This is a genomic window from Citrobacter portucalensis, from assembly GCF_002042885.1.
GTDB lineage: Bacteria > Pseudomonadota > Gammaproteobacteria > Enterobacterales > Enterobacteriaceae > Citrobacter > Citrobacter portucalensis.
In genome coordinates, this window is sequence record NZ_MVFY01000020.1 from 25,425 (window position 1) to 50,784 (window position 25,360).

Below are 25,360 nucleotides of genomic sequence, written 5' to 3' on the forward strand. Positions count from 1 at the left end.
CAGATTTCCGGCTGTGGAAGTCAGTAACTGAACAACGTTGTCTTAATTTAAGTGATTAATGTGGATTCACCTGACAAATCAGCCTGTTTTACTTGTCGCTTTACGGTAAACATCCGACAATTTGCCAAAACCTGGTAAAAATGGAGATGCCTATGACCACCGCCTTCTTTGTCGCTGCCGACTGGCTTGCCGAACACATTGACGACCCGGAAATACAAATTCTTGATGCCCGGATGGCACCTCCAGGACAGGAAGATCGCGATGTTGGCGAGGAGTATCGTGCGGGCCATATTCCTGGCGCAGTATTTTTTGATATTGAAGCGCTTTCCGATCATACCTCACCGCTACCGCATATGATGCCACGCCCCGAAGCCTTTGCCGTTGCGATGCGCGAGCTGGGCGTTGATCAGGATAAGCATCTGGTTATCTACGATGACGGTAATCTGTTTTCCGCGCCACGCGCATGGTGGATGCTGCGGACATTTGGCGTCGAAAATGTCTCCATTCTGGCGGGCGGTCTGGCAGGCTGGAAGCGCGATGAGCTAATGCTCAAGGAAGGCGATGAGGATTTACCTGAAGGTGAATTTAACGTGGCCTTTACGCCTGACGCAGTTGTGCGCGTTACCGATGTACTGCTGGCCAGTCATGAAAAAACGGCGCAGATCGTCGATGCCCGTCCGGCTGCGCGTTTTAATGGCGAAGTTGACGAGCCGCGTCCTGGTCTGAAACGTGGTCATGTGCCGGGTGCGCTTAACGTACCGTGGACAGAACTGGTTCGTGACGGCGAACTGAAAACCACCGATGAGCTGGATGCTATTTTCTTCAGCCACGGCGTGAGCTTTGACCGCCCTATTATCGCCAGCTGCGGCTCCGGCGTAACGGCTGCCGTCGTCGTGCTGGCACTTGCCACGCTGGGCGTTTCTGACGTCGCATTGTATGACGGCGCATGGAGCGAATGGGGAGCGCGCAACGATTTACCGGTAGAACCGCAATTATAAAGCTGGAAAAGCCGGATAGCGCTTCGCTTATCCGGCCTACAATTTAGATAATCCGGTTCTGTTTAAAGTCGCGCAGGAAACCGCCCCAGCGGCGTTCGTAGAACGGTGCGATATGCTCAGTGATAAAGTGGCTCACGCCCTTCTCACCCTTCTTCACCTGGCAGATATCAATAGGTTCATCGCCCGGCAGCGTATCGGTCGCGACGCTGCCAGCAGCGTGGATGATCTCTTCAATATCCCCTTCCGCTTCAATACCAATCAGCAGATTCGGCTGGGCTTCCGCGCTTTCTTTGATTGAGCAGAGAAACGCGCGTTTTACCGGCTTAATGGTTTTAAACAGCGTAGTCAGCGAGTCAATCATCTGCGCCGGAGGTTCAGCGACTTCAGAGAGGATCAGCGATTCACCGCCTTCCAGTACTTCCTGGGTGCTGAGCGGATTCCCCTCTTCCCCCATCAGCAGGCTGATTTCACGCGGCATAAATTCTTTGCCGGTCGGCAGTTTCGCGTTGAGAAAGAGCGTTTCGCCGAGCGTCATTTCAAACAACGTACGCACCGGCATAACGACAAATGCCTGCTCATCTTCCACCGCCTGCTGCAGTGCTTCCAGAGAAGTGAAGAACGGGATCACGGTCGTTCCGTCTTCTTTTTCCCAGTGCTGCAGGTCGAGAGCGCTGTCTTCAACCACCGCCTCGCCTTCTGCGGCAGTACCCGGCACCCAGACTGTGGATTCCAGTAAAGTACGGAAAAATGCCGGACGATGCGCAGGCTCTGTTGCCGCTTGTTCCAGCAATGTTTCTAATTCGTTTTTTGTTTCGGACATAAGTATCACAAATTGGATGAATACATGTAGGCCGGATAAGCGTAGCGCCATCCGGCAATACAGTAATAAATTATGCGGTCAGCAGATTCGCAATCGTGCGCACACCCAGACCGGTTGCGCCCGCAGACCACTGCTCAACCGGCGCTTTGCGATAGGTTGCAGAGCAGTCGATATGCAGCCAGCCCTGCTGGTAGTTTTCCACGAAATGGGACAGGAAGCCCGCCGCGGTGCTTGCGCCAGCCGGGTAAGCCGCGCTACCGGTGTTATTCAGTTCGGCAAAGTTCGACGGCAACTGGCTACGGTGAAACTCTGCCAGCGGCAGACGCCAGAACGGTTCGTTTTCTTGCGCCGCACTTGCCAGCAGGCGAGCAGCCAGCTGATCATCAAAGCTAAACAGCGCGTGGTAATCGTTGCCCAGCGCGGTTTTCGCCGCGCCGGTCAGCGTGGCAGCATCAATGATCAGTTCCGGTTTCTGCGCGCTGGCATCGATCAGGCCATCGGCCAGCACCAGACGTCCTTCGGCATCGGTATTCATCACTTCAACTTTTTTACCGTTGCGATAGTGAATAATGTCGCCGAGCTTAAAGGCGTTGCCGCTAATCAGGTTATCCGCGCAGCACAGATACAGCTTCACGCGCTTGTTCAGACCACGGGTGATGGCAAATGCCAACGCGCCGGTGACCGTTGCCGCACCGCCCATGTCGGACTTCATTGAGTCCATAAATGCGCTTTGCTTGATGCTGTAACCACCGGAATCAAAAGTAATTCCCTTACCAACCAGGCAGGCATAAACCGGGGCTTCTTTGTCGCCTGTTGGGTTGTAGTCCAGCGCCAGCAGCACTGGAGGACGTTCAGATCCGCGACCCACGGTATGCAGGCCCATGTAGTTCTGCTCGCGCAGATCTTCACCTTTGGTGATGCGGTAAGAGACGTTATCGCACGCGACGGAGCACAGCAGATCAACAGCGCGCTGCGCCAGCTGTTCCGGGCCCAGCTCTTCTGCCGGGGCATTAATGGTATCACGCACCCAGTCAATAATCTTCAGACGGCTATCCAGCTCTTTGCGCTGCGCTTCGTCCAGAGCGGCCCACTCAACTTTGCGGGTGCCTTTTGGTCCCTTGTAGCCCTGCCAGAACGCCCAGCTACGTTCGGTATCCCAGCCTTCACCGTCCAGTTGAACGTGTTTAATACCCAGGCCGTCGATTTTACGCGCGGCACGCTGGATAAGGCCGAGGTCATCTTTTCCGTTCAGGTGCAGGGTAATGCCTTCATTATTAATGCTGTATGTTGCCTTTTCACCCCAGCGGGCATCGGCAGGTTGCGTGGAAAGCGTAATTTTCATGGCTTCTGTCATTTTATTTATCCTTATTTTCGCGCATACAGGAAAACGGGCCACCCGTGGGCAGCCCGTTGACTTATTCGGCTTCGTCCAGCCAGACCAGCAAAATGGCCTCAAGGATTTTTTCGTTCGATGCCTGAGGATCATCATCGAACTCTTCCAGGTCACAGATCCACTGGTGCAGATCGGTGAAACGAACGGTCTTGGGATCGAGATCGGGGAAAGCGTCATACAGCGCCTCGCCGATTTCGCGGCTATCGGTCCACTTCAGTCCCATACTACCCTCTGTTAATGCTCACGCGCATGATTGATTGTGTAACGTGGGATTTCGACCACTAAATCGTCCTCGGTTACCCGCGCCTGACAGCTTAAACGGCTCTCCGGCTCCAGTCCCCAGGCTTTATCCAGCATGTCGTCTTCTTCTTCTGTGCTTTCCGGCAAAGAATCAAAACCTTCACGCACGATGCAGTGGCAGGTAGTGCAGGCACAGGATTTTTCACAGGCGTGTTCAATCTCGATCCCGTTACGCAGGGCAACGTCGAGAATGGTTTCGCCGGTCTCAGCTTCCAGAACTGCGCCATCGGGACAGAGATCCTGATGAGGCAAAATAACAATCTTTGGCATATTAAACCTCGTCCACGGAATGGCCTTTCAGCGCGCTACGGACGGATTTGTCCATGCGGCGAGCGGCGAATTCCTGGGTTTGTTTGTCTACGTTTTTAATGGCTTGTTCTATCGCGTCAACATCGTCACCCTGTGCAACCTCGCTCAAGTGCGCGGCGGCGGTGTCGATAGCCTGACGTTCTGCGGCGCTTAACAGCGCGGCATCAGCATTCAGCGCACCGGATAAACTCTCCAGTACGCGTGCCGCTTCGACTTTCTGTTCTGCCAGCATACGGGCTTTAACGTCCTGCTCGGCAAAACTCATCGAATCCTGAATCATGGAGGCGATTTCACTGTCGGTCAGACCGTAGGACGGTTTAACCTGGATTGAGGACTCAACGCCTGTGGATTTCTCCATGGCGGTGACGCTCAGCAGCCCATCGGCATCCACCTGGAAGGTCACGCGGATGTGCGCACCGCCAGCCGGCAATGCCGGGATGCCGCGCAGCGCAAAACGCGCCAGTGAACGGCAGTCCTGCACCAGCTCACGCTCGCCCTGCATCACGTGAATGGACATCGCGGTTTGGCCATCTTTAAAGGTGGTAAAGTCCTGCGCGCGCGCCACTGGGATAGTGGTGTTACGCGGGATCACCTTCTCCACCAGACCGCCCATGGTTTCCAGTCCCAGAGACAGCGGGATAACGTCCAGCAGCAGCATTTCGCTGTCCGGTTTATTTCCGACGAGAATATCCGCCTGGATTGCCGCACCGATAGCGACCACTTTGTCCGGGTCAATAGAGGTCAACGGTGTACGGCCAAAAAATTCACCGACGCGTTCACGTACCAGAGGCACGCGCGTTGAACCGCCAACCATCACCACTTCCAGCACATCTTGCGGCTCCACGCCCGCATCTTTCAGCGCGCGACGGCAGGCCAGCAGCGTACGCTTGACCAGTGCGGAAATGAGTTCATTAAAGGTTTCACGGGTGATTTCACCCTGCCATCCTGCCACGTTAACCGTTACAGAATCAGCGTCGCTAAGTGCGATTTTCGCTGCAATCGCGGCATCCAGCAGTTCACGCTGTACGCGGTTATCGCTGCGATCGGCCACGCCCGCCTGCTCGCGAATGTAATCGGCCAGCAGATGGTCAAAATCGTCGCCGCCGAGCGCGGAATCACCGCCGGTCGCCAGCACTTCAAACACGCCACGGCTCAGGCGCAGAATAGAAATATCAAAAGTACCGCCGCCAAGATCGTAGACTGCGATCACGCCTTCCTGACCGGAGTCCAGACCATACGCGATCGCCGCTGCGGTCGGTTCGTTCAGCAGACGCAATACGTGCAGGCCCGCCAGACGCGCGGCGTCTTTGGTCCCCTGACGCTGTGCATCGTCAAAGTAAGCCGGAACAGTGATTACCACGCCGTCCAGTTCGCCGGACAGCGATTCGGTAGCCCGCGCGGCCAGCGCTTTCAGAATATCAGCGGAGACGCGCACCGGATTAAGCAAACCGGCAGCGGTTTCAATCATCGGCAGACCGTTTTCGCTCGCCCGGAACGTATATGGCAGATGCGGGTAACGCGCCTGGATATCCGCCAGAGAGCGGCCCATCATGCGTTTTACCGAGCTAACGGTGTTTGCCGTATCCAACGCTGCATTGGCGCGGGCATCGTAACCGACAGAGTAGCCCTGCTGCTGATAGTGAACCACTGACGGCAACAGGTGGCGACCTTCATGGTCTGCCAGCGTTTCGGCCTGGCCGCTGCGTACGGTAGCAACCAGGGAGTTGGTGGTGCCTAAATCGATACCTACCGCCAGACGACGCTGGTGCGGCGCGGCGCTCAGACCAGGCTCACTAATTTGTAATAAGGCCATTTTCGCTTCCGGAAATTAAAAATCGAGCAGTTTTTCTTCGAGTTGTTCTGCACTGCTTCGCAGTTTATCGAGAAAACGCAGCTTACGCACGGTATCTGCCGCTGCGTCCCACGTCTCGCTATCCAGCTGTTCCACCATCAGTTGATGGCGAACGTTATACATTTCGCTGACGCGTTTCATAAACGCATCTAAACGTTGACTGTCTTTTGCCTGTTCAATCTCGTCCAGCTCTTCACGCAGCTCAAGTTGCTCCATCAGGAACGCGGTATCGCGCACCGTGTGCTGCTCGCTGCGGATATCAAAACCGTGTAAAGACAATAAGTATTCGGCGCGCATCAAAGGATGACGCAGCGTTTGCCAGGCCTGGTTGATAGTGGCGGACTGCGAAACCGCAGCAAGTTGTTCCGCCTGGGAACCGCTGGCGAATTTATCAGGATGATACTGACGTTGTAGATCCTGAAAACGTAGGCTCAGCGCCTGAGTATCGAGCTGATAACGGGCCGGTAAGCCAAAGAGGGTGAAGTAGTCCATAACATTCTCAGGGCATCGATTCTCTGTTGTTCGATGAGGCAAAACCAGAGAGTCAGGTAAAACAAACCCCACGCGCAGGCGACCACGGTGGGGTTATCAGTAAGCGCGTTACACGTGGAAGCTTTCGCCGCATCCACATTCGTCTTTCACGTTCGGGTTAGTGAACTTAAACCCTTCGTTCAGACCTTCTTTGACGAAATCTAACTGCGTACCGTCGAGGAATTGCAGGCTCTTACCGTCGATCACGACTTTTACGCCTTTGTCTTCAAACACGGTATCTTCAGCCGCCGGCTCGTCAACAAATTCCAGTACATAGGCCATACCTGAGCAGCCGGAGGTTCTCACGCCCAGACGCAGACCAAACCCTTTACCGCGGTTTGCCAGGAAGGTATTTACACGCGCTGCTGCACTGTCGCTTAAGGTAATCGACATAATAAAACCTCAACTCTTAATTATTTTGCTTCACGTTTGCTTTTGTAATCCGCAATCGCGGCTTTAATCGCGTCTTCAGCCAGAATAGAGCAGTGAATTTTCACCGGTGGCAGTTCAAGCTCGTCGGCGATATCGGTGTTTTTAATCGCCTGTGCTTCGTCCAGAGATTTCCCTTTTACCCATTCGGTAACCAGAGAGCTGGAAGCAATAGCGGAACCGCAGCCGTAAGTCTTGAAACGCGCGTCTTCAATGATACCCTCATTGTTGACTTTGATCTGCAACTTCATCACGTCGCCACAGGCCGGTGCACCCACCATGCCGCTGCCCACGTTCTCGTCGCTGTTGTCAAAAGAGCCCACGTTACGTGGATTCTCGTAATGATCGATTACTTTTTCGCTGTAAGCCATGCTGAATTCTCCTTATCGGTACCGATTAGTGATGTGACCATTCAATGCTGTTCAGATCCACGCCCTGTTTGAACATTTCCCACAGCGGAGAAAGGTCGCGCAGGCGGCCGATGGAGTTGCGAACCAGATTGATGGCGTAGTCAATCTCTTCTTCGGTAGTGAAACGACCTAAAGAGAAACGAATTGAGCTGTGCGCCAGCTCGTCGGTCATCCCCAGCGCGCGCAGCACGTAGGATGGCTCCAGGCTTGCAGAAGTACATGCAGAACCGGAGGATACAGCCAGGTCTTTCAGCGCCATAATCAGCGACTCGCCTTCAACAAAGTTGAAGCTGACGTTGAGAATGTTCGGTGCGCCCTGCTCGAGGTCACCGTTGAGGTACACCTCTTCCATATCTTTCACGCCGTTCCACAGACGGTTACGCAGACTGCGCAGGCGCGCCATCTCGGTTTCCATCTCTTCTTTAGCGATACGGTATGCTTCACCCATGCCGACGATCTGGTGCACAGGCAGCGTACCGGAACGCATACCGCGCTCGTGACCGCCGCCGTGCATCTGCGCTTCAATACGAATACGCGGTTTACGACGAACGTACAGCGCGCCGATACCTTTCGGACCATAGATTTTGTGGCCGGAGAAGGACATCAGGTCAACTTTCAGTTGGCTCAGATCGATAGGCAGTTTGCCCACGCTCTGGGTCGCATCAACGTGATAGATGATGCCGCGAGCACGGCACATTTCGCCGATAGTCGCGATATCCTGCACCACGCCGATTTCGTTGTTCACGTGCATGATGGACACGAGGATGGTGTCGTCACGCATTGCTGCTTCAAGTTCTTTCAGGTCGATAATGCCGTTACGCTGCGGGGCGAGGTAGGTGACTTCGAACCCTTCGCGCTCCAGCTGACGACAGGTATCCAGCACGGCTTTGTGTTCGGTTTTGCTGGTGATGATGTGCTTGCCTTTTTTCTGATAAAAGTTGGCTGCACCTTTAATCGCCAGGTTATCGGATTCAGTCGCACCGGAAGTAAATACGATTTCACGCGGGTCAGCGCCCACGAGGTCGGCAATCTGGTTACGGGCGATATCTACCGCCTCTTCAGCCTGCCAGCCGAAACGGTGTGAACGAGACGCTGGGTTACCAAAGTTTCCGTCCAGGGTCAGACACTGCATCATTTTCTCGGCAACACGCGGGTCCACCGGCGTGGTTGCGGAGTAGTCGAGATAGATCGGTAATTTCATTGCTCTATAAACTCCGTACATCGCTTCAATGCAAGGAATCAGGCAACCGGCTGGATGTACGACCGAGTTAACGGGGTGTGTAGCACCCCGGCCTGATTCTAAAATACTTTTATTATGCGCGTAACTTAACGTCGATCGCGTCTTGAGCACGATTAGTGCGTGGAGCGTCATGGGTATGCTGGCGACCAGACACATCCAGGACTTCCTGATTATTTACCAGTTCGCCCAACGTAATGTTGTTGAGGAAACCGGTCAGACGATCGCTCAGATCGCGCCACAGCGCGTGGGTCAGGCATTTATCGCCGCCCTGACAACCGCCTTTGCCCTGGCAACGGGTCGCATCTACAGACTCGTCAACAGCGCTAATCACTTCACCTACTGCGATGCTGCCGGCATCTTTACCCAGCAGATACCCGCCGCCTGGTCCACGTACGCTGGAAACCAGACCGTTTTTACGCAAACGGGAAAACAGCTGCTCCAGATATGACAGGGAAATTCCCTGACGTTCAGAAATATCAGCCAACGGTACCGGGCCCGTTTCGGAGTTGAGCGCAACGTCCAACATTGCGGTCACGGCATAACGCCCTTTTGATGTCAGTCTCATGTCTTACTTAGCCTCAAACTCGCCCCTGCCCGGGGTTTTTTATTGTAAAATGGGGGTATTGCATAGCAGGGGCAAGTCTGACATTCCCGACTAAATCAGTCAACTATTTACTTGACTAATTTAGTCAGGTATTTAACCTTCAGTGCCATTTTCACTTGCCGGATGCGCTTCGCTTATCCGGCCTACAGGCTGCACGATTCGTAGGCCGGATAAGCGAAGCGCATCCGGCATTCGTACAGTTACTTGCTTTTATTCTGCTGCTCAATTGAAGCTAAAATCCCGCGCAGGATGTTCAACTCCTGGCTCTCTGGACGCGCACGGGTAAACAGACGGCGCAGCTTATTCATCACCTGCCCCGGGTGCCCTTCGCGGATAAACCCGGTCGACAGCAGCGTTTGCTCCAGATGACCGTAAAAACGCTCTAAATCATCGACCAGCGGATACTCTGCTTCTTCGTAATCTACGGTCTTGTCGCTTTCCTGCGTCGCCAGCCAGGCCATGCGCACCTCATAAGAGATGACCTGCACTGCCATCGCCAGGTTGAGCGAACTGTATTCCGGGTTCGCGGCAATGGCGACGTGATAATGGCACTTCTGCAGCTCTTCGTTGGTCAGACCAACACGTTCACGACCAAAGACCAGCGCCACCGGCGAGTTCGTCGCTTCAGAGACACTTTTTAAACCGCATTCACGCGGATCCAGCATCGGCCACGGCAGCGTGCGGGAACGCGCACTGGTGCCTACCACCAGGCTACAGCCCGCCAGCGCTTCATCGAGCGTATCGACGATCTGCGCGCTGCCGATCACATCACTGGCACCCGCTGCCAGGGCGATGGCCTGGGAGTCCGGTTTAACCAGTGGATTTACCAGCCACAGATTGGTTAAACCCATGGTTTTCATTGCGCGGGCTACAGAGCCCATGTTGCCAGTGTGAGAGGTTTCCACCAGCACGATTCGAATATTTTGCAGCATTGTATTTCTTCGGCTAAAGATTATTCGGGCATATTATCATAAAACGAAGACATATTCCGAACTCGCTGCTATACTCTGCGCCGTTTTCCCGTTCTTTAACATCCAGTGAGAGAGACCGATGCATCCGATGCTGACCATCGCCGTGCGCGCAGCGCGCAAGGCGGGTAATGTAATTGCCAAACACTACGAAACCCCAGACTCTGTAGAAACCAGCCAGAAAGGCAGCAATGATTTCGTGACTAACGTCGATAAAGCCGCCGAAGCGATTATTATCGAAACGATTCGCAAATCTTACCCACAGCACACCATCATCACCGAAGAAAGCGGTGAACATGTTGGTGAAGATTTGGATGTTCAATGGGTTATCGATCCACTGGATGGCACCACTAACTTCGTAAAACGTCTGCCGCACTTCGCGGTATCCATCGCAGTACGCATCAAAGGCCGTACTGAAGTCGCCGTTGTTTACGATCCAATGCGTAACGAACTGTTCACCGCAACCCGTGGCCAGGGCGCACAGCTGAACGGCTACCGTCTGCGTGGCAGCACCGCCCGCGATCTGGATGGCACCATCATCGCCACCGGTTTCCCGTTCAAAGCCAAACAGCACGCCGCTTCTTACATGAAAATTCTTGGCAACATGTTTACCGAATGTGCGGACTTCCGCCGCACCGGTTCTGCTGCGCTGGATTTGGCCTACGTTGCCGCAGCCCGCGTTGACGGTTATTTCGAAATTGGCCTGCGCCCGTGGGATTTCGCCGCAGGTGAACTGATTGCCCGTGAAGCTGGCGCACTGGTTTGCGACTTTACTGGTGGTCATAACTACATGGCGACCGGCAACATCGTTGCAGGTAACCCGCGCGTAGTGAAAGCCATGCTGGCTAACATGCGTGATGAACTGAGCGATGCGCTGAAGCGTTAACCGTTTGATGCCGGATGGCGGCTAGCGCCTTATCCGGCCTACCAGGGAATTCCCCGTAGGCCTGATAAGCGAAGCGCCATCAGGCATTCATCCTACAACAGTGCTAAAACGGTCTTATCCCTCGCCCCACCGGCACCGCACTCATCCACATCACTACCGCAGCAGCGATCAGCACCGCACCACCGGCTAATGCCAGCGTCGTCCAGCCAATCTGTCGCCACAATACCGGCGCTTTATGCCCGCTAAGTTTCACCGCCAGCGAGCGGAAACTGTGTACCAGCAGAGCCAGTGACGTAATCGTCAAAGAGGTTCCTGCCGCCATCGCCAGCGCCGACGCCATACCCCAGCTAAACACGCCAACCACTTTGCTGAACAGTAAAACCATGATGGCCCCCGAGCACGGGCGCATCCCCATAGACAGCACGATCATCAACCGGGCACGCCAATCATCACCACTTTGCAGCTGTTCAGGATCGGGCAAATGCTGATGCCCGCAGCCGCAACCCTCGTGATGCACATGATGCGGCGTGAAGGCAGTGAATTTTGGGCGGCGCAGCAGCTGGCGCAATTTCTTCAGCGCACGGACGCACAATAAAACGCCCAACACGCCAACCAGCGCATAACTCCCTTTCTCCAGCCAGAAACTACTCATATGTAGCTGTCGTGCAGGCAACTGCAAGATGGTAAGCACCACAACCACCAGTCCGATAGCGACCAGCCCCTGTAGTAAAGATGAGGCCAGCGTCAGGCCAATACTCGACTTCAGCTTCGAAGGGTGCGTTGCCAGCCAGGTGGTAATAACGACTTTTCCATGTCCCGGTCCCAGCGCATGCAGAACGCCGTAGAGAAAACTAAATAGCAGCAGCGATCCCCCGGCCTGGGCCGGCCTGGCGGCAACCGCTTTCAGCAACCCGCTCATCTGTTGGTTAACGTCGCGCTGCCAGACGACACTTTTCATCATCACCTGCGGCCAGGCCTGCCATAGCCACAGTATGCCGCCTGCCGCCAGCAGCAAAAAGACAGCCAGCGGCCATAGCATGAGCCAGCGACGTCTGGCTGCGCGTTGTTGATACACTACTGACATTGCAGCGTTACCGTCTGTGCAAACTGTTTACCCAACTCCATATCCTCCGGCGGTGCGTCTTCTTTATCCAGCGACTGCGCAAAGCTCAGCGTTTGTTCATTCGGCGTCGGCGTATGTACTGAAATCCGGCATTTTTGGCTTATGGACTGCCCCAGCCTGGCATCGCTATCTTTGTCATAGCTCATATCAACGTAGTAGGTCGGGTCGAAGGTTGAAATGGTATATTTTTGACCACTCAGCGGCTGAGCTTCGGCCAGCGGTAAAACGAACGTCAGCACTGCCTGGTGTTCCTCCCGCGCCATGCCATAATCCGTCGGCCTGTTTTTAAACTTTACCTTTTTCCCGTCGTGCCACACTTCGGTGAAATAGTGCTGCCCGAGAACGTTGGCCATCACTTCCGCCGCCAGTTTCTTCCAGATCTCATCACCAGGTTTGGCATTCCCCGCATCGTAAAGCAGATCCGCCGAGGTAATTTCATCCATCGTCCAGCGCATTTTCAGCGCGACGAACTGGTCATTCTCGCTCACTATCTCAGTTTTCAGATGGATAAAGCTGTGGGGATGCGCGCCTGCGCCAAAGGACAGGACAGCGAGAAACAACGTGATAATGATACGTTTAACGCCTTGCATGAGTTCTCCACGATGAAAATCTACACCGCCACAAATAATGATGCCGGGTTTGGCGAAAGTGTGCTGAGGATACCATTGAACGAAAAAATATTGAGCACCCTTTTCCGGTATCGATTCAGTTCTCAATTTCGATAATTTCTTCTTCGGGAAATTCCCCCCAAACACCTTTTAGGCGTCAAAACTCAAGTCAAATGATAACAAAATGTTAATTAATAGTTTCATTTTAATATTTAATTAACACTTAATTTGAAAACCTGAATGTAAAACCATGCAAATTTAACTAATTATTAACCATTTTATTTCTATAAATTCACAATAATGGGCATAGATCACATTCACAAAACTTATGATTCATTCCCTCTTCCATTCATTGTTAACTTCACGCCGTGACATGTCCTGCCCCCTACGAAAGGTACAACTATGAAATTCAAACTCGCATTACTCAGTGCAACCCTGGTTTCTGCATGCATGTTGTCCGGCACGTCCTTTGCGGCGGAAAAATATGAAATTGCTGTGGTTGCCAAAGTCACCGGGATCCCATGGTTTAACCGGATGGAAACCGGCGTAAATGAAGCAGCAAAAAAACTGGATGTGAATGCTTACCAGACCGGACCTTCAACGCCGGACCCGGCGCAGCAGGTGAAAGTGATTGAGGATCTGATCGCCAAAAACGTTAATGCGATCATCGTGGTGCCGAATGATGCCAAGGTCCTTGAGCCGGTACTGAAAAAAGCGCGCGATAAAGGCATCGTGGTGCTGACGCACGAATCCCCGGATGAGCAAATTGGCCAGTGGGATATCGAAACCATCGATAGTGAAAAATACGCACAGGCTAACGTCGATGAGTTAGCGAAAAATATGGGCGGCAAAGGCGGATATGCCATCTATGTTGGTTCGCTGACGGTCCCACTGCATAACGCGTGGGCGGATTATGCGATTAAGTACCAGAAAGAAAAATATCCGGAAATGTTCGAAGTCACTTCACGTCTGCCGGTCGCGGAAAGTATCGATAAATCCTACGCCACAACGCTGGATCTGATGAAAACCTACCCGCAGATGAAGGGCATTATCGGCTTCGGCTCACTGGGTCCAATCGGTGCGGGTCAGGCTGTGCAGAAAAAACGCGCCAAAGATAAGATCGCCGTCGTCGGGATCGCTATGCCAGCGCAGGCAGCACCTTACCTGATGCGCGGTGATATCAAAAAAGCGCTGCTGTGGGATCCAAAAGACGCGGGCTACGCGCTGGTCACCGTTGCCGATCAGCTGTTGCAGGGCAAAGAAGTGAACGCCGATCTGAGTATCGATGGTTTAGGGAAAGCCGATATCGACACGGAGAAGAAAGTGATCCGCTTTAACAAGATCCTCGAAGTCACCAAAGACAACGCACAATCACTTGGTTTCTAAGGCTTTAGCCAACACCAGGGAACCTTAACGCCGACCGTCTGGTCGGCGCTATCAACCAAACTAACACTCAGCGTCCCCCCGGACGCGCGCAGGGGTATTGTCCATGGCAGACACCACCGCATTTATCACTCTTGAGAATATCAGCAAACAATTCCCGGGCGTGCTGGCGCTGGATAACGTGAATCTGACGCTGAGAAAAGGCGAAGTTCACTGTCTGGCGGGTCAAAACGGCTGTGGTAAAAGTACCATTATTAAAGTGATCTCCGGGGTTTATCATCCGGAAAAAGGCGCGCAGATTTTACTCGACGGAAAATTGTTCCATCATCTGACGCCGCAGCTCTCTTCCCATTATGGCATTCAGGTTATTTATCAGGACCTGTCGTTGTTCCCCAACTTTAGCGTCGCAGAAAATATCGCGGTCAACCGCTATCTGCCGGGTGGCGATATCTGGGTGCGTCGCGGCGCCATGAAGCAGCAGGCGCTGGCAGCCATGAAACGTATTGGGGTGAATATCGATCCCGATAAAAAAGTTGAAAAACTCTCAATTGCTGATCGACAGCTGGTCGCCATTTGCCGGGCGATTGCCGCCGATGCGCGTCTGGTGATTATGGACGAGCCCACCGCCTCGCTAACCCGCCAGGAGGTTAATGGCCTGCTGCGAGTAGTTAATGAACTGAAAGCGGCCGGAATTTGCGTCGTGTTTGTCAGCCATCGTCTGGATGAGGTGATGGAAGTGGCTGACCGCATCAGCGTAATGCGCGACGGCAAACTGGTGGGCACATACCCTGCCAGCGAACTCGACAGCCACGAGCTGGCCTTCCTGATGACCGGACAACGCTTCCACTACAGCCCGTTGCCGGGAAGGCCCGCGATTGAGCAAGAGCCGCTGCTTGAGCTGCGCAATCTGAGCCGCAGAGGCAAATACCAAAACATTAATCTGTCGCTGCACGGCGGCGAGATCGTCTCCATTGTTGGTCTGCTGGGTGCCGGGCGCACTGAGCTTTGTCTGAGCCTGTTTGGTATGACGCACCCGGAAAGTGGCGAGATTCGCATTAACGGTCAGCCGGTTACTCTGCGCAATAACCATGACGCCATCCAACACGGGATCGGCTATGTCTCAGAAGATCGCCTGACGCAGGGGCTGATCATGGAGCAGTCGATCTACGACAACACCATCGTCACGGTGTTTGATCAACTGCACACCGGTAGCGGTCTGCTCGATCATCGTAAAGCGCAAAAGTTGGTCGCCGATTTAATCCGCGAACTGAATATCAAAGTGTCCGATCCGCTCCTGCCGGTCAAAACCCTTTCCGGCGGTAATGCCCAGCGTATCGCCATTGCCAAATGGGTGGCGACCAATCCCCGCATCCTGATCCTCGACTCGCCTACCGTCGGCGTGGATATCGCCAACAAAGAGGGCATTTACCAGATAGCCCGCGATTTGGCGGAACAGGGTATGGCGGTGCTGATGATTTGCGATGAAATCCCGGAAGCGTATTACAACAGCCACCGTGTGCTGGTAATGCGTCGCGGCAAGCTGGTGGCGGAATTTAATCCTCATCAATGCAGTGAAGAGGAGATTGCTGAAGTGGTCGAGGTAATCAATGAATAAGATGCATCTCTCCCGTTTAATCGGGCAACATGAGTTCTGGCTGGGCCTGCTGGTTGTAGCCCTTGCCGTTGGGCTAAGCATCAGCACCGACGAGTTCTTGTCTTTGGGGAACCTGACGGATGTGGCCACCAGCTACGCGATTCTCGGCATCCTGGCCTGTGGGCTGTTTGTGGTGCTGATTTCCGGCGGGATCGACATCTCATTTCCGGCGATGACCGCGATAGCCCAGTATGCAATGGCCAGTTGGGTTATCGGTCACGGCGGTAACTTCGCGCTGGCGTTAATCATCGCCATTGCGGTGGGCCTGCTGCTTGGGCTGATCAACGGTTTTCTGGTCTATTGGCTACGCGTTCCGGCAATCATCATTACCATCGCCACGCTGAACGTCTACTACGGTCTGCTGGTTTACGCCACCAAAGGCACCTGGCTGTACGGCTTCCCGGACTGGTTTATGAACGGCATTAACTGGTTCTCGTTCACCGCGGCGGATGGCTACGACTACGGTTTGACCCTCCCCCTGCTGTGCCTGGCGGCGGTGATCATTTTTACCGCCGTGCTGATGAACTATACCCGTCTTGGCCGTCAGGTTTACGCCATGGGCGGCAACCGAGACGCGGCCTCGCGCCTGGGGCTGAATCTGCTGAAGCTGCATTTTTACGTCTATGGCTACATGGGCATTCTGGCAGGCGTTGCCGCCGTGGTTCAGGCGCAAATCACCCAGTCAGTTGCGCCCAATTCGCTGCTCGGCTTTGAGCTGACGGTGCTGGCGGCGGTAGTACTCGGCGGAACCAGCATGAGCGGCGGGCGCGGTACGTTGACCGGAACCCTGCTCGGCGTGGTTCTGCTGGCCTTCTTACAAAATGGCCTGACGCTGCTCAGCGTCTCCTCTTACTGGCACACCGTGTTCAGCGGCGCCATTATCCTGGTCAGCATTAGCGCCACGGCCTGGAACGAAAAACGCAAACTGGCAAGGGAGCTTTGAGATGAAAACAATCGCCAGATTTTTACCCGGTGATGCCATCATTCGCCTGCAATGCGTGATTATTGTGGTCGTCGCCCTGGTCTTCTCGGCCCTACTCGGCAGCCGTTTCTTCAGCGTCGCTAACTTCCAGTCGATTGGCTCACAGCTACCAATCCTCGGCATGCTGGCCCTCGGGATGGGCATGACCATGCTGACCGGCGGCATTAACTTGTCGATTATTGCCGGGGCGAACGCATGCTCGCTGGTGATGGCGGCGATTATCGTCACCCATCCGGATAACCCGCTGTTTCTGGTGCTGGCGCTGCTGGCAGGCGCTGCCGTGGCGGTGGCTATCGGCACGCTCAACGGTGCGCTGATTGCCTGGGTCGGGGTTTCGCCTATTCTCGCCACGCTCGGCACGATGACGCTTATCTCCGGGCTGAATATTCTGCTTTCCAACGGGACGGTGATTTCCGGTTTCCCGACCGCCATTCAGTACCTTGGTAACGCCACGATTGCCGGTATTCCGGTGGCGCTACTGCTCTTTTTCCTGGTGGCAATCCTGCTGTGGGTACTGCTGGAACACACCACGCTTGGGCGCAGCCTGTATCTCGTTGGTTCCAATGAACAGGCTACCCGCTACAGCGGCGTAAATACCGTACGTGTACAAATTTCGGTGTACGTGATTTCTGCCCTGCTCGGCTGGGTCGCCGCCATTTTGATGATGGCGAAATTCAACTCAGCTAAAGCCGGATACGGTGAATCCTACCTGCTGGTCACCATCCTTGCCTCCGTCCTCGGCGGTATCAACCCGGATGGCGGCTTCGGGCGCATTATCGGCCTGGTGCTGGCACTGATTGTGCTGCAAATGCTGGAAAGCGGCCTTAACTTGCTGGGGGTCAGCAGCTATCTGACGATGGCGCTGTGGGGCGCGGTGCTGATCCTCTTTATCGCATTACAGAATCGTAAAGCCTGATTTCAGGAGAAAAAATTATGGCAAGTTACTTTATTGGTGTGGATGTCGGAACCGGAAGCGCCCGTGCTGGCGTGTTTGATCTCAACGGCAGAATGGTCGGTCAGGCCAGTCGGGCCATCGAGATTTACCGCCCGCAGGCCGATTTTGTTGAGCAGTCTTCCGATAACATCTGGCAGGCGGTGTGTAACGCGGTTCGCGATGCGATTAACCAGTCGGATATCAACCCTATCCAGGTGAAAGGTCTGGGCTTTGACGCGACCTGTTCACTGGTGGTACTGGACAAAGAAGGTAAACCGCTGACCATCAGCCCGTCCGGGCGCAGCGAACAGAACATCATTGTGTGGATGGATCACCGCGCCATTACTCAGGCCGAGCGCATCAACGCCCTGCATCATCGGGTGCTGGACTACGTTGGCGGCATTATCTCCCCGGAAATGCAGACGCCAAAACTGCTATGGCTGAAGCAACATATGCCCAACACCTGGGCCAATGCGGGATACTACTTTGACCTGCCCGATTTCCTGACCTGGCGCGCAACGGGCGATGACACGCGCTCATTGTGTTCGACGGTGTGTAAATGGACCTATATGGGCCATGAAGACAAATGGGATGCCAGCTATTTCCGCCAGATTGGGCTGGAAGATTTGCTGGAGCATGATGCTGCCAAAATTGGTCGCTACGTGAAAACCATGGGCGAACCGCTCGGTCACGGGCTATCCGCGCGCGCCGCCAGCGAAATGGGGCTGATTCCGGGGACCGCTGTCAGCGTCTCGATCATCGATGCCCACGCCGGTACCCTCGGCACGCTCGGGGCAAGCGGTGTTTCCGGCGAGGTGGCGGATTTTGACCGTCGTATCGCGCTGATTGGCGGCACTTCCACTGGACACATGGCGATTTCCAAAGAGCCGCGTTTTATCGGCGGCGTCTGGGGTCCTTACTACTCAGCCGTGCTGCCAGAATACTGGCTCAACGAAGGTGGACAGTCGGCAACAGGGGCGTTAATCGACCACGTTATTCAGTCGCATCCTTGCTACGAAACCCTGCTGGCGCAAGCTAAATCTCAGGGGCAGACCATTTACGAAGTGCTGAATGCGCTGTTGCGTAAAATGGCCGGTGAGCCGGAAGATATCGCATTTTTAACCCGCGATATGCACATCCTGCCCTATTTCCACGGCAACCGCTCGCCGCGCGCTAACCCAACGCTTACGGGCGCAATCACCGGACTGAAACTGTCACGTACGCCGGAAGATATGGCGCTACAGTACCTTGCGACCATCCAGGCCATTGCGCTGGGAACCCGCCATATCATTGAAACGATGAATCAAAGCGGCTACACCATCGATACGATAATGGCCAGCGGCGGCGGGACGAAAAACCCAATCTTCGTTCAGGAACATGCCAACGCCACCGGCTGCGCGATGCTGCTGCCTGAAGAGAGCGAAGCCATGCTGCTGGGTGGTGCCATGATGGGAACTATCGCCGCGGGCGTTTTCGAAACCTTCCCGGAAGCGATGTCGGCGATGAGCCGGATTGGTAAAACGGTTACCCCGCAAACAAATCGCATTAAGCAGTACTACGATCGCAAATATCGGGTATTCCACGAGATGTATCAGGATCATATGAAATACCGCCAGTTGATGCAGGAGGACGCATGAGCGACTCCTGGTCTCAGGCCACCGGCGTATTTCAGCTCTATAGCAATGCCCTGGCGGGTCTGGGGCAGCATCTGACTGAACCGCTCTGGCAGTCGCTGATGGCGGAGCTGCGCGGCTGTCAGGGGAAAATCGTCGTCACCGGCGTAGGTACCTCCGGCATCGCAGCGCGTAAAGTGGCGCATATGCTTGCGTGCGTGGAACGCCCAGCGATCTACCTCAACGCGACGGACGCGGCGCATGGCGATCTCGGTTTTTTACGCGCCAACGACCTGGTGATTATGCTGTCGCGTGGGGGGAATTCGGACGAACTCACCCGGCTGCTGCCCGGACTGAATGCGCGAAATGTGTCGATTCTGAGCGTGACTGAAAACGCCGATTCTGCCATTGCTAAAGCGTCGAGACTGGTGATTTCCACCGGCGTCCAGCGTGAGGCCGACCCGCTCAACATGTTGGCCACCACATCAATTTTACTGGTGCTGGCTATCTTTGACGCCGCCTGCGCCTGCCTGATGAGCGAAAGCGGTTACTCAAAAGAGACGCTGTTGTCTGTGCATCCCGGCGGTGATGTGGGATTAACGCTGAGCCGTGGTAAGTAACGCCAGACAGCTGTTTCGGAGGTAATGAATCTGTTGCCTCCGGTATATTGCTACGTTCACCTTATGTTTTTCACTTCTCTGAAACGATACTGCCTGTGAACGTGTTAAGGGTACTATCGCCGTACCCTTAACAATCCCGGCTCCCGGCGGGAAAATTGTTGCTACGCAATACCCTCCGCTTTTTCCTTCAGGCTACCGGGCCGGGCGCGAGGTAGCGTCCTTGCAAAGCGCGCCCTGAGCCAGCATCCATGCTGGCTCTCCCGGCCTGACGGAAACACGTCGGCAATTTTCAGCCGGACCAGCCCACACCTGACCATCTGCGTTTTTTGTTTAAACAGCAAAACGGGTTTCACTGGAAGTCAGAGCGTTGAAGCGATGACCCCGGTCCGGCTGAAAATCGATGAGGCGTTGACGGCTGACCGGGTCTGCCCGCATGGATGCGGGCAGAGTGGACGGCCTGCAGGGACGCAGGCTCGTCCCCGACCCGACAGGCAGACGGCATAAGACGAATGAATCGCATCGCGACGATTTTCCCGCCGGGAGCCTGGGATGCAAGGGAGGCGGCGGTGAGCCTCCCTTGCACGTTCACGGGTATCTATGATTCAGAGAAGTGATAACGCAGGGGTGAACGGAACCCCATAGCGGAATAAAATATTCTCCATCATGTTTAACATGACATGCAGTGCATCTCTGGCATATCTAAACAAAAGATAAAACAGTGAAAAAGCGGATTAACTCGCTGCGTTCCACTACCGCTATCTGTTCCGCACGTTAAAAATTCTGTGACGCTCTCCAGCATTCCTGGTGGAAAGCATTCCATTCTCAAAATCTATGAGCAAACTTTAGCTATTCTTATCAAACATACTCACGGGAGATCCTACAGATGATGTCAACGCTTGCCCCACCATCTGTACTTTCCGCTCCCCAGCGCCGTTGCCAGGTGCTGCTGACGCTTTTCCTGCCGGGGCAAATCGCTACTACACAAACCTTCAGCAGCCTCAACGGTGTCGATGATGCCACGGTTCAGGAAGATATTATTGGCGCAGGACTCGAAATCCAGCGCTATCACCGGCTCGCGATAGCCACCGCGCAGAATGGTGGCTATACGATCGAAGGGACCCCGCTAAATCAACGTCTGTGTCTGTTGCAGTGGCTGCGCCGTGGCCTGCGGATTTGCCCTGCCTTTATCGCCCAGCAGTTTACCCCGGCGTTAAAAGCAGAACTTAAACAAAGGGGGATCGCACGTACGCTGTATGACGACACCAATCTGCACGCGCTCATTAATCTGTGCTCCCGGCGCTTGCAGAAGCCGTTTGAGTGTCGTGACATCCAGTTCCTGCGCCTGTATTTACAGTACTGCCTGCTACAGCATCACGCGGGGATCACCCCGGAGTTTAACCCACTCCAGCAACGCTGGGCGCAATCCTGCGCGGAATATCCTCTCGCAGAGGAAATTGGCCGTCACTGGCAGCGCCACGTCATGCAGAGTGCACCGCTGGGCGAATCGCTGTTTATGGCGTTGCTGTTCTCAATGCTTCGCATCCCCGATCCCATCCGCGATAATCACCAGCAGGATCGCCGCTTGCGTCTTGCTATTGCGCGGCTGGTGCTGCGTTTTCGCGAGTATGGCAATGTGCGCTTCAGCGATGAGCAAGGGCTGAATGACCAGTTGTATATCCACCTGGCTCAGGCACTGAACCGCAGCGTGTTTGCCATCGGCATTGATAACACGCTGCCGGAGGAGTTCAGCCGCCTTTATCCCCGGCTGGTTCGTACTACCCGTGAGGCAATTCACGGCTTCGAGGCCGAATACGATGTGCAATTTTCAGAAGAAGAGATCGGGCTGGTGGCCGTTATTTTCGGCGCCTGGCTGATGCAGGAGAAGGATTTACACGAAAAGCAGATTATCCTGCTGACCGGTAGTAACGAACAACTTGAAGTGCATATAGAGCAACAGCTGCGCGAACTGACGCTGCTGCCGCTCAACGTAAAACATATGCCGATGCAGGACTTTCAAAAAGAGGGTGCCCCGCGCGGCGTAACGCTGATTATTACGCCTTACACCACGCCGTTACCGCTATTTTCCCCCCCGTTGATTCATGCTGATCTGGCGCTTACGCCGCATCAGCAGCAGCAGATCCGCAAAATCCTCGAATCATAACGTTGCAGGCTGCGCGACCACCTTCGGGCGCAGAACGATTGCCGGGAGCGCCACCAGCGCCATCACCCAGAACACGCCGCTGCCCAGATTCTGGTACAGATAGCCCGCGAATACGGTCATGATGGCGATACTGCCGCCCATCGCTATCGCGGAATACACCGCCTGCAAACGAATAACTTCGCTCCCCTGGCGTGCCGCGATATAACGCATTGCCGCCAGGTGGCAGACGGTAAAGGTTCCGCAATGGAGGATTTGCACCACGATCAGCCACGGCAGCTCGGTGCTCCAGCCCATCAATCCCCAACGCACCACCCCGCAAACGGCGGAAAGCAGCAGCAGATCGCGGGCGCTGAAACGACGGAACAGCTTGTGGCTAAGTGCGAAAATAATCACCTCCGCCACCACACCTAGTGACCATAAATAGCCCACCGCCGAAGCGGAATATCCGGCAGACTGCCAATAGATGGCGCTGAAACCATAATACGCAGCATGCGCCCCCTGTAGCAGACTCACGCAAGCAAGAAAACGCCAGCTCTGGGTTATCAGCGCGCGCCAGGCGGGCCATCCCGCACTCTCCTGCTGACGGTTTTCACCCGCTGGCTGCACGCTCGGGCGAATCATCATGCCCAGCAGCATCGAGGCGACGCCAAGCGATAGCAGGACCAGGATCACCCGATAGTCAAACAGGCTCACCAGTTTGCCGGTTAGCGCGGAGCCGATCACAAAAGCCACGGATCCCCACAGTCGCACCCGACCGTAATCCATGGTGATTTGTTTCTGCCAGGTGTTGGCCAGCGCGTCGGTCAGCGGTACCAGCGGTGAGAAAAACAGGTTGAAGCCGACCATCACCACCATCAACCACGCCACGTTGGTTCCCGCCCAGAAGGCCAGCGCAAACACCAGCGTCAACAGGGCCAGAATACGTAACGCTGAGATCAGCCGAGAGGGATCGCTCACACGCGGCGCAATCAGCAAACTACCGAGAAAACGGGCAATCAGCCCCGCGCCCAGCAGTAAACCGATGGTTTCAGGCGTCAGCCCTAGCCCTTCGAGCCAGACGCTCCAGAAAGGCAGAAAGATACCGTAGCTAAAGAAGTAGGTGAAATAACCGAGCGCCAGCCAGCGCGTGGAATGCAAATCCATGAATCCCTCCCGTTTGGAGGCGATAGTCTGGCGACAAACGCAGGCTGGCGCAAGAGAGCATTAACAGGCAGATAACATGATTTTTGCCCTATTCGACGCTAATTTGCATCGCAAAATGGCAGCGTTCTCCCTGCGCTAAAACCTGCAATCCCGGCTGCCCCTGCATGTTGTGGGCATTCACCGGATGCGTTTGCGGCTCCAGACACAGGAACTCCTCACCCGACATTCTGAACAGCATCAACCACGGAGTTTGCGCTAAAATCGTGACTTTCATCACATCACGATGAATAACGGCCCGCCCGCTCCAGCCAGAATATCCGACATTCAGCCAGCTATCCTCACCGTATTGCGCATGCATGAAATCAGCCGCTGAAGGGATATCACGTTGCCATTCCAGCGGCAGATGCTGCTCCCCCTCAGGCCAGTAGCCGCTGGCGGTGAACTGCGCCGTACTGCGCTTATCAAAGGCGAAAAACGGATGGAACCCGCAGCCGTAAATCATTGGCTGCTCACCGCAATGAGTGAGCGTCAACGAGGCGTGCAGGCTCGAGGTTTCCAGTTGATAGCAAAGCTGCGCCGTATAGTCGTAGCCACAGGGATGCCAACTGCGCAACTGCAGCAAACAACCGCTTTGGGTGACAGTGATAACCTGCCAGCGTTGCAGCCAGCCGTCACCGTGCAGGAAAAAGGTGTCATCTGCGCCATGTTGAGGTAAAACCACCTCTTCACCGCGCAGCATAAAACGATTTCCCGCCATCCGATTCGCGACCGGCAGCATCGGGAACAGGCCGCAATCACCGGGTTGCTGACCATGACCTTCGCGTAAAATGGCCTGTTGATGTTGTAACGAAACCAGACTTAATAGCGAACCGCCCTGCGAGTCTACGCACATCCGCAGATGTGCGTTTTGTAGCGTCAGCAGACCATCCATTATCGGGCGCTTCGTTGCTGGGCTGATGTGCCAGCTTTTGTATGTTGCGCCGCCAGCTGTTCTTCCAGCGCTTCCAGCGTCACGCCTTTGGTTTCCGGTACATTACGCAGAACATATATGAAGCCCATCGCGCAAATCACACCGTACAGCAGGAAGCTTCCCGACGCGCCCAGACTCGCATTGAGCAGCGGGAAGGTATAGGTCAGCAGGAAGCAGGCAATCCACAGCGCCAGCGTCCCCAGCGACATCGCCAACCCACGAACGCGATTAGGGAAAATTTCAGACAGCAGCACCCAGGTCACCGGAGCCAGCGTCAGGGCATAAATAGCGATCGCCGCCAGCACCAGAACCAAAACCGGCCAGCCCATAATGCCCAACCCGTACGCCCCGGCAATCAGTACATAAATAACCGTTAATCCTGACGCACCGAACAACATCAGTTTACGACGCCCAATTTTGTCCACCAGCGGCAGAGCGGCAAGGGTAAAGACCAGATTGATGATCCCGGTCGCTACGATCGATTTTAACGTACCGTTGATGTCGAATCCGGCAGAAGCGAAGATCTCCTGCGCATAGTTGAAAATAACGTTGATCCCACACCACTGCTGAAACACTGCCAGCACCATACCAATAATCACGATCGGTTTGATCTGCGGTTGTAACAGCGTTGACCACGCGACCTTGTGATTATCTTTTTGCAGCGTATGTTCAATCTCTTTCAGCGTTTGCCCGGCATATTCCGCCGAACCAATGCGCTGCAGCATGGCACGCGCACGATCGGCTTTTCCCGCTTTCACCAGCCAGCGCGGCGATTCAGGAACAAAGAACATCAGCACCAGGAAAATTACCGCGGGCACTAATTCTGCGCCAAACATCCAGCGCCAGCCCGTCTGACCGTTCCAGCTTTCAACAATTGCTTGCTGCGTAGCGCCTGTGGCAACAGGTTCGGCAATCATCAGGTTGATAAGCTGCGCCGCCAGCACGCCAATGACGATGGTGAGCTGGTTAACGGCCACAAAGCGACCACGCTTTTCAGCGGGGCTAACCTCGGCGATATACAGTGGGCTTAGCGCAGACGCCAGACCAATCCCCACGCCGCCAACGATGCGATAAACAATAAACATATCGAAGTTACTGGCGACGGCGGTTCCCCAGGCGGAAGCGCTAAAGAGGATCGCTGAGAGAATCAGCGGCATTTTTCGACCAAATTTATCGGCGCACCAGCCGGAAATCAGCGCGCCAAAGATACAACCAACCAGCGCGGAACTCATCGCCCAGCCGGATTGTGCCGGATCGGTAATCGAGAAATATGCTTCATAGAAGGGTTTTGCCCCGCCGATCACCACCCAGTCATAGCCAAACAGTAAACCTCCGCAGGCCGCAACCAGGCAGATAGTCCAGACGTAACCAATCTTTAAATGTGTCTGCGCGTTATTCATTATGATTCCTCTTTCAGGGAAACGCAGGG

Annotated in this window: 25 protein-coding genes; 9 read left to right on the top strand and 16 right to left on the bottom strand. The window is 54.7% G+C overall.

Translation table 11 applies throughout. The annotated features are described in order from the left end of the window. Positions 1-152 precede the first annotated feature (152 nt). The gene (gene sseA, locus BZK40_RS21720; RefSeq protein WP_048225027.1) at positions 153-998 is read left to right on the top strand and encodes a 3-mercaptopyruvate sulfurtransferase; all 846 of its coding nucleotides are present in this window, start codon (positions 153-155) and stop codon (positions 996-998) included. A gap of 43 nt (positions 999-1,041) precedes the next feature. On the opposite strand, the gene sseB is transcribed toward sseA, so the two are convergent. From sseB to trmJ, 11 genes are all read right to left on the bottom strand, one after another. Continuing rightward, complete coding sequence (sseB, locus tag BZK40_RS21725) at positions 1,042-1,818, bottom strand: enhanced serine sensitivity protein SseB (RefSeq protein ID WP_016157136.1); 777 nt, start codon at positions 1,816-1,818, stop codon at positions 1,042-1,044. A gap of 70 nt (positions 1,819-1,888) precedes the next feature. Then, positions 1,889-3,172 (bottom strand): aminopeptidase PepB, encoded by a 1,284-nt coding sequence (pepB, locus tag BZK40_RS21730; RefSeq protein WP_079935288.1) that lies wholly within the window; start codon positions 3,170-3,172, stop codon positions 1,889-1,891. Positions 3,173-3,233: 61 nt separating this feature from the next. Continuing rightward, on the bottom strand, positions 3,234-3,434 hold the full coding sequence (gene iscX, locus BZK40_RS21735) for a Fe-S cluster assembly protein IscX (protein WP_003037694.1): 201 nt from the start codon (positions 3,432-3,434) through the stop codon (positions 3,234-3,236). A gap of 11 nt (positions 3,435-3,445) precedes the next feature. Next, positions 3,446-3,781: an ISC system 2Fe-2S type ferredoxin gene (gene fdx, locus BZK40_RS21740; RefSeq protein ID WP_003037690.1), complete on the bottom strand. Its 336-nt coding sequence runs from the start codon at positions 3,779-3,781 to the stop codon at positions 3,446-3,448. A gap of 1 nt (position 3,782) precedes the next feature. Further along, on the bottom strand, positions 3,783-5,633 hold the full coding sequence (hscA, locus tag BZK40_RS21745; RefSeq protein WP_071667725.1) for a Fe-S protein assembly chaperone HscA: 1,851 nt from the start codon (positions 5,631-5,633) through the stop codon (positions 3,783-3,785). 15 nt (positions 5,634-5,648) lie between these two features. Continuing rightward, positions 5,649-6,164 carry a co-chaperone HscB gene (hscB, locus tag BZK40_RS21750; protein WP_003835201.1) on the bottom strand — a complete coding sequence of 172 codons (516 nt, stop codon included), beginning with the start codon at positions 6,162-6,164 and terminating at the stop codon, positions 5,649-5,651. Between the two features lie 108 nt (positions 6,165-6,272). Beyond that, positions 6,273-6,596 (bottom strand): iron-sulfur cluster assembly protein IscA, encoded by a 324-nt coding sequence (gene iscA / locus BZK40_RS21755; RefSeq protein ID WP_003835203.1) that lies wholly within the window; start codon positions 6,594-6,596, stop codon positions 6,273-6,275. Between the two features lie 20 nt (positions 6,597-6,616). Then, positions 6,617-7,003 carry a Fe-S cluster assembly scaffold IscU gene (iscU, locus tag BZK40_RS21760; RefSeq protein WP_002913991.1) on the bottom strand — a complete coding sequence of 129 codons (387 nt, stop codon included), beginning with the start codon at positions 7,001-7,003 and terminating at the stop codon, positions 6,617-6,619. A gap of 25 nt (positions 7,004-7,028) precedes the next feature. Further along, positions 7,029-8,243 (bottom strand): cysteine desulfurase, encoded by a 1,215-nt coding sequence (gene iscS, locus BZK40_RS21765; RefSeq protein WP_003835233.1) that lies wholly within the window; start codon positions 8,241-8,243, stop codon positions 7,029-7,031. Between the two features lie 112 nt (positions 8,244-8,355). After that, positions 8,356-8,847 carry a Fe-S cluster assembly transcriptional regulator IscR gene (gene iscR, locus BZK40_RS21770; protein ID WP_003037674.1) on the bottom strand — a complete coding sequence of 164 codons (492 nt, stop codon included), beginning with the start codon at positions 8,845-8,847 and terminating at the stop codon, positions 8,356-8,358. Between the two features lie 239 nt (positions 8,848-9,086). After that, entirely contained in the window at positions 9,087-9,818 is a 732-nt protein-coding gene (gene trmJ / locus BZK40_RS21775; protein ID WP_003835235.1) for a tRNA (cytosine(32)/uridine(32)-2'-O)-methyltransferase TrmJ, read from the bottom strand. A gap of 118 nt (positions 9,819-9,936) precedes the next feature. Here trmJ and suhB point away from each other — a divergent pair, with 118 nt between their 5' ends. Next, entirely contained in the window at positions 9,937-10,740 is an 804-nt protein-coding gene (gene suhB / locus BZK40_RS21780; protein ID WP_003835237.1) for an inositol-1-monophosphatase, read from the top strand. A 103-nt stretch (positions 10,741-10,843) separates the two neighbouring features. On the opposite strand, the gene BZK40_RS21785 is transcribed toward suhB, so the two are convergent. Both BZK40_RS21785 and BZK40_RS21790 read right to left on the bottom strand, forming a co-directional pair. Further along, positions 10,844-11,824, bottom strand: a complete 981-nt coding sequence (locus BZK40_RS21785; protein ID WP_079935289.1) for a nickel/cobalt transporter — start codon at positions 11,822-11,824, stop codon at positions 10,844-10,846. Continuing rightward, the gene (locus BZK40_RS21790) at positions 11,815-12,453 is read right to left on the bottom strand and encodes a DUF1007 family protein (RefSeq protein WP_079935290.1); all 639 of its coding nucleotides are present in this window, start codon (positions 12,451-12,453) and stop codon (positions 11,815-11,817) included. The genes BZK40_RS21785 and BZK40_RS21790 overlap by 10 nt, the downstream gene beginning before the upstream one ends. 420 nt (positions 12,454-12,873) lie before the next feature. Here BZK40_RS21790 and BZK40_RS21795 point away from each other — a divergent pair, with 420 nt between their 5' ends. The 7 genes from BZK40_RS21795 to csiE all read left to right on the top strand — a co-directional run bounded on the left by BZK40_RS21795 (position 12,874) and on the right by csiE (position 21,818). Continuing rightward, complete coding sequence (locus BZK40_RS21795; RefSeq protein ID WP_003037665.1) at positions 12,874-13,857, top strand: autoinducer 2 ABC transporter substrate-binding protein; 984 nt, start codon at positions 12,874-12,876, stop codon at positions 13,855-13,857. 103 nt (positions 13,858-13,960) lie between these two features. Beyond that, positions 13,961-15,469: a sugar ABC transporter ATP-binding protein gene (locus BZK40_RS21800; RefSeq protein ID WP_079935291.1), complete on the top strand. Its 1,509-nt coding sequence runs from the start codon at positions 13,961-13,963 to the stop codon at positions 15,467-15,469. Then, positions 15,462-16,451 carry an ABC transporter permease gene (locus BZK40_RS21805; RefSeq protein WP_008785467.1) on the top strand — a complete coding sequence of 330 codons (990 nt, stop codon included), beginning with the start codon at positions 15,462-15,464 and terminating at the stop codon, positions 16,449-16,451. Before BZK40_RS21800 ends, BZK40_RS21805 begins: the two co-directional genes overlap by 8 nt. Position 16,452: 1 nt before the next feature. Beyond that, the gene (locus tag BZK40_RS21810) at positions 16,453-17,406 is read left to right on the top strand and encodes an ABC transporter permease (RefSeq protein ID WP_003037658.1); all 954 of its coding nucleotides are present in this window, start codon (positions 16,453-16,455) and stop codon (positions 17,404-17,406) included. Positions 17,407-17,423: 17 nt separating this feature from the next. Continuing rightward, the gene (locus tag BZK40_RS21815; protein WP_008785469.1) at positions 17,424-19,061 is read left to right on the top strand and encodes an FGGY-family carbohydrate kinase; all 1,638 of its coding nucleotides are present in this window, start codon (positions 17,424-17,426) and stop codon (positions 19,059-19,061) included. Next, on the top strand, positions 19,058-19,657 hold the full coding sequence (locus tag BZK40_RS21820; RefSeq protein ID WP_032944227.1) for a KpsF/GutQ family sugar-phosphate isomerase: 600 nt from the start codon (positions 19,058-19,060) through the stop codon (positions 19,655-19,657). The genes BZK40_RS21815 and BZK40_RS21820 overlap by 4 nt, the downstream gene beginning before the upstream one ends. Positions 19,658-20,540: 883 nt before the next feature. Continuing rightward, a complete protein-coding gene (gene csiE / locus BZK40_RS21835; RefSeq protein ID WP_032944230.1) occupies positions 20,541-21,818 on the top strand; it encodes a stationary phase inducible protein CsiE in 1,278 nt (425 codons plus the stop codon). Here the strand turns inward: csiE and BZK40_RS21840 are convergent. From BZK40_RS21840 to BZK40_RS21850, 3 genes are all read right to left on the bottom strand, one after another. Further along, complete coding sequence (locus BZK40_RS21840; RefSeq protein WP_079935292.1) at positions 21,813-22,961, bottom strand: 3-phenylpropionate MFS transporter; 1,149 nt, start codon at positions 22,959-22,961, stop codon at positions 21,813-21,815. The genes csiE and BZK40_RS21840 overlap by 6 nt on opposite strands. 88 nt (positions 22,962-23,049) lie before the next feature. Next, the gene (locus BZK40_RS21845; RefSeq protein WP_079935293.1) at positions 23,050-23,892 is read right to left on the bottom strand and encodes an aldose 1-epimerase; all 843 of its coding nucleotides are present in this window, start codon (positions 23,890-23,892) and stop codon (positions 23,050-23,052) included. Then, a complete protein-coding gene (locus tag BZK40_RS21850; RefSeq protein WP_048215775.1) occupies positions 23,892-25,331 on the bottom strand; it encodes a sugar porter family MFS transporter in 1,440 nt (479 codons plus the stop codon). Before BZK40_RS21850 ends, BZK40_RS21845 begins: the two co-directional genes overlap by 1 nt. Positions 25,332-25,360: the final 29 nt, after the last annotated feature.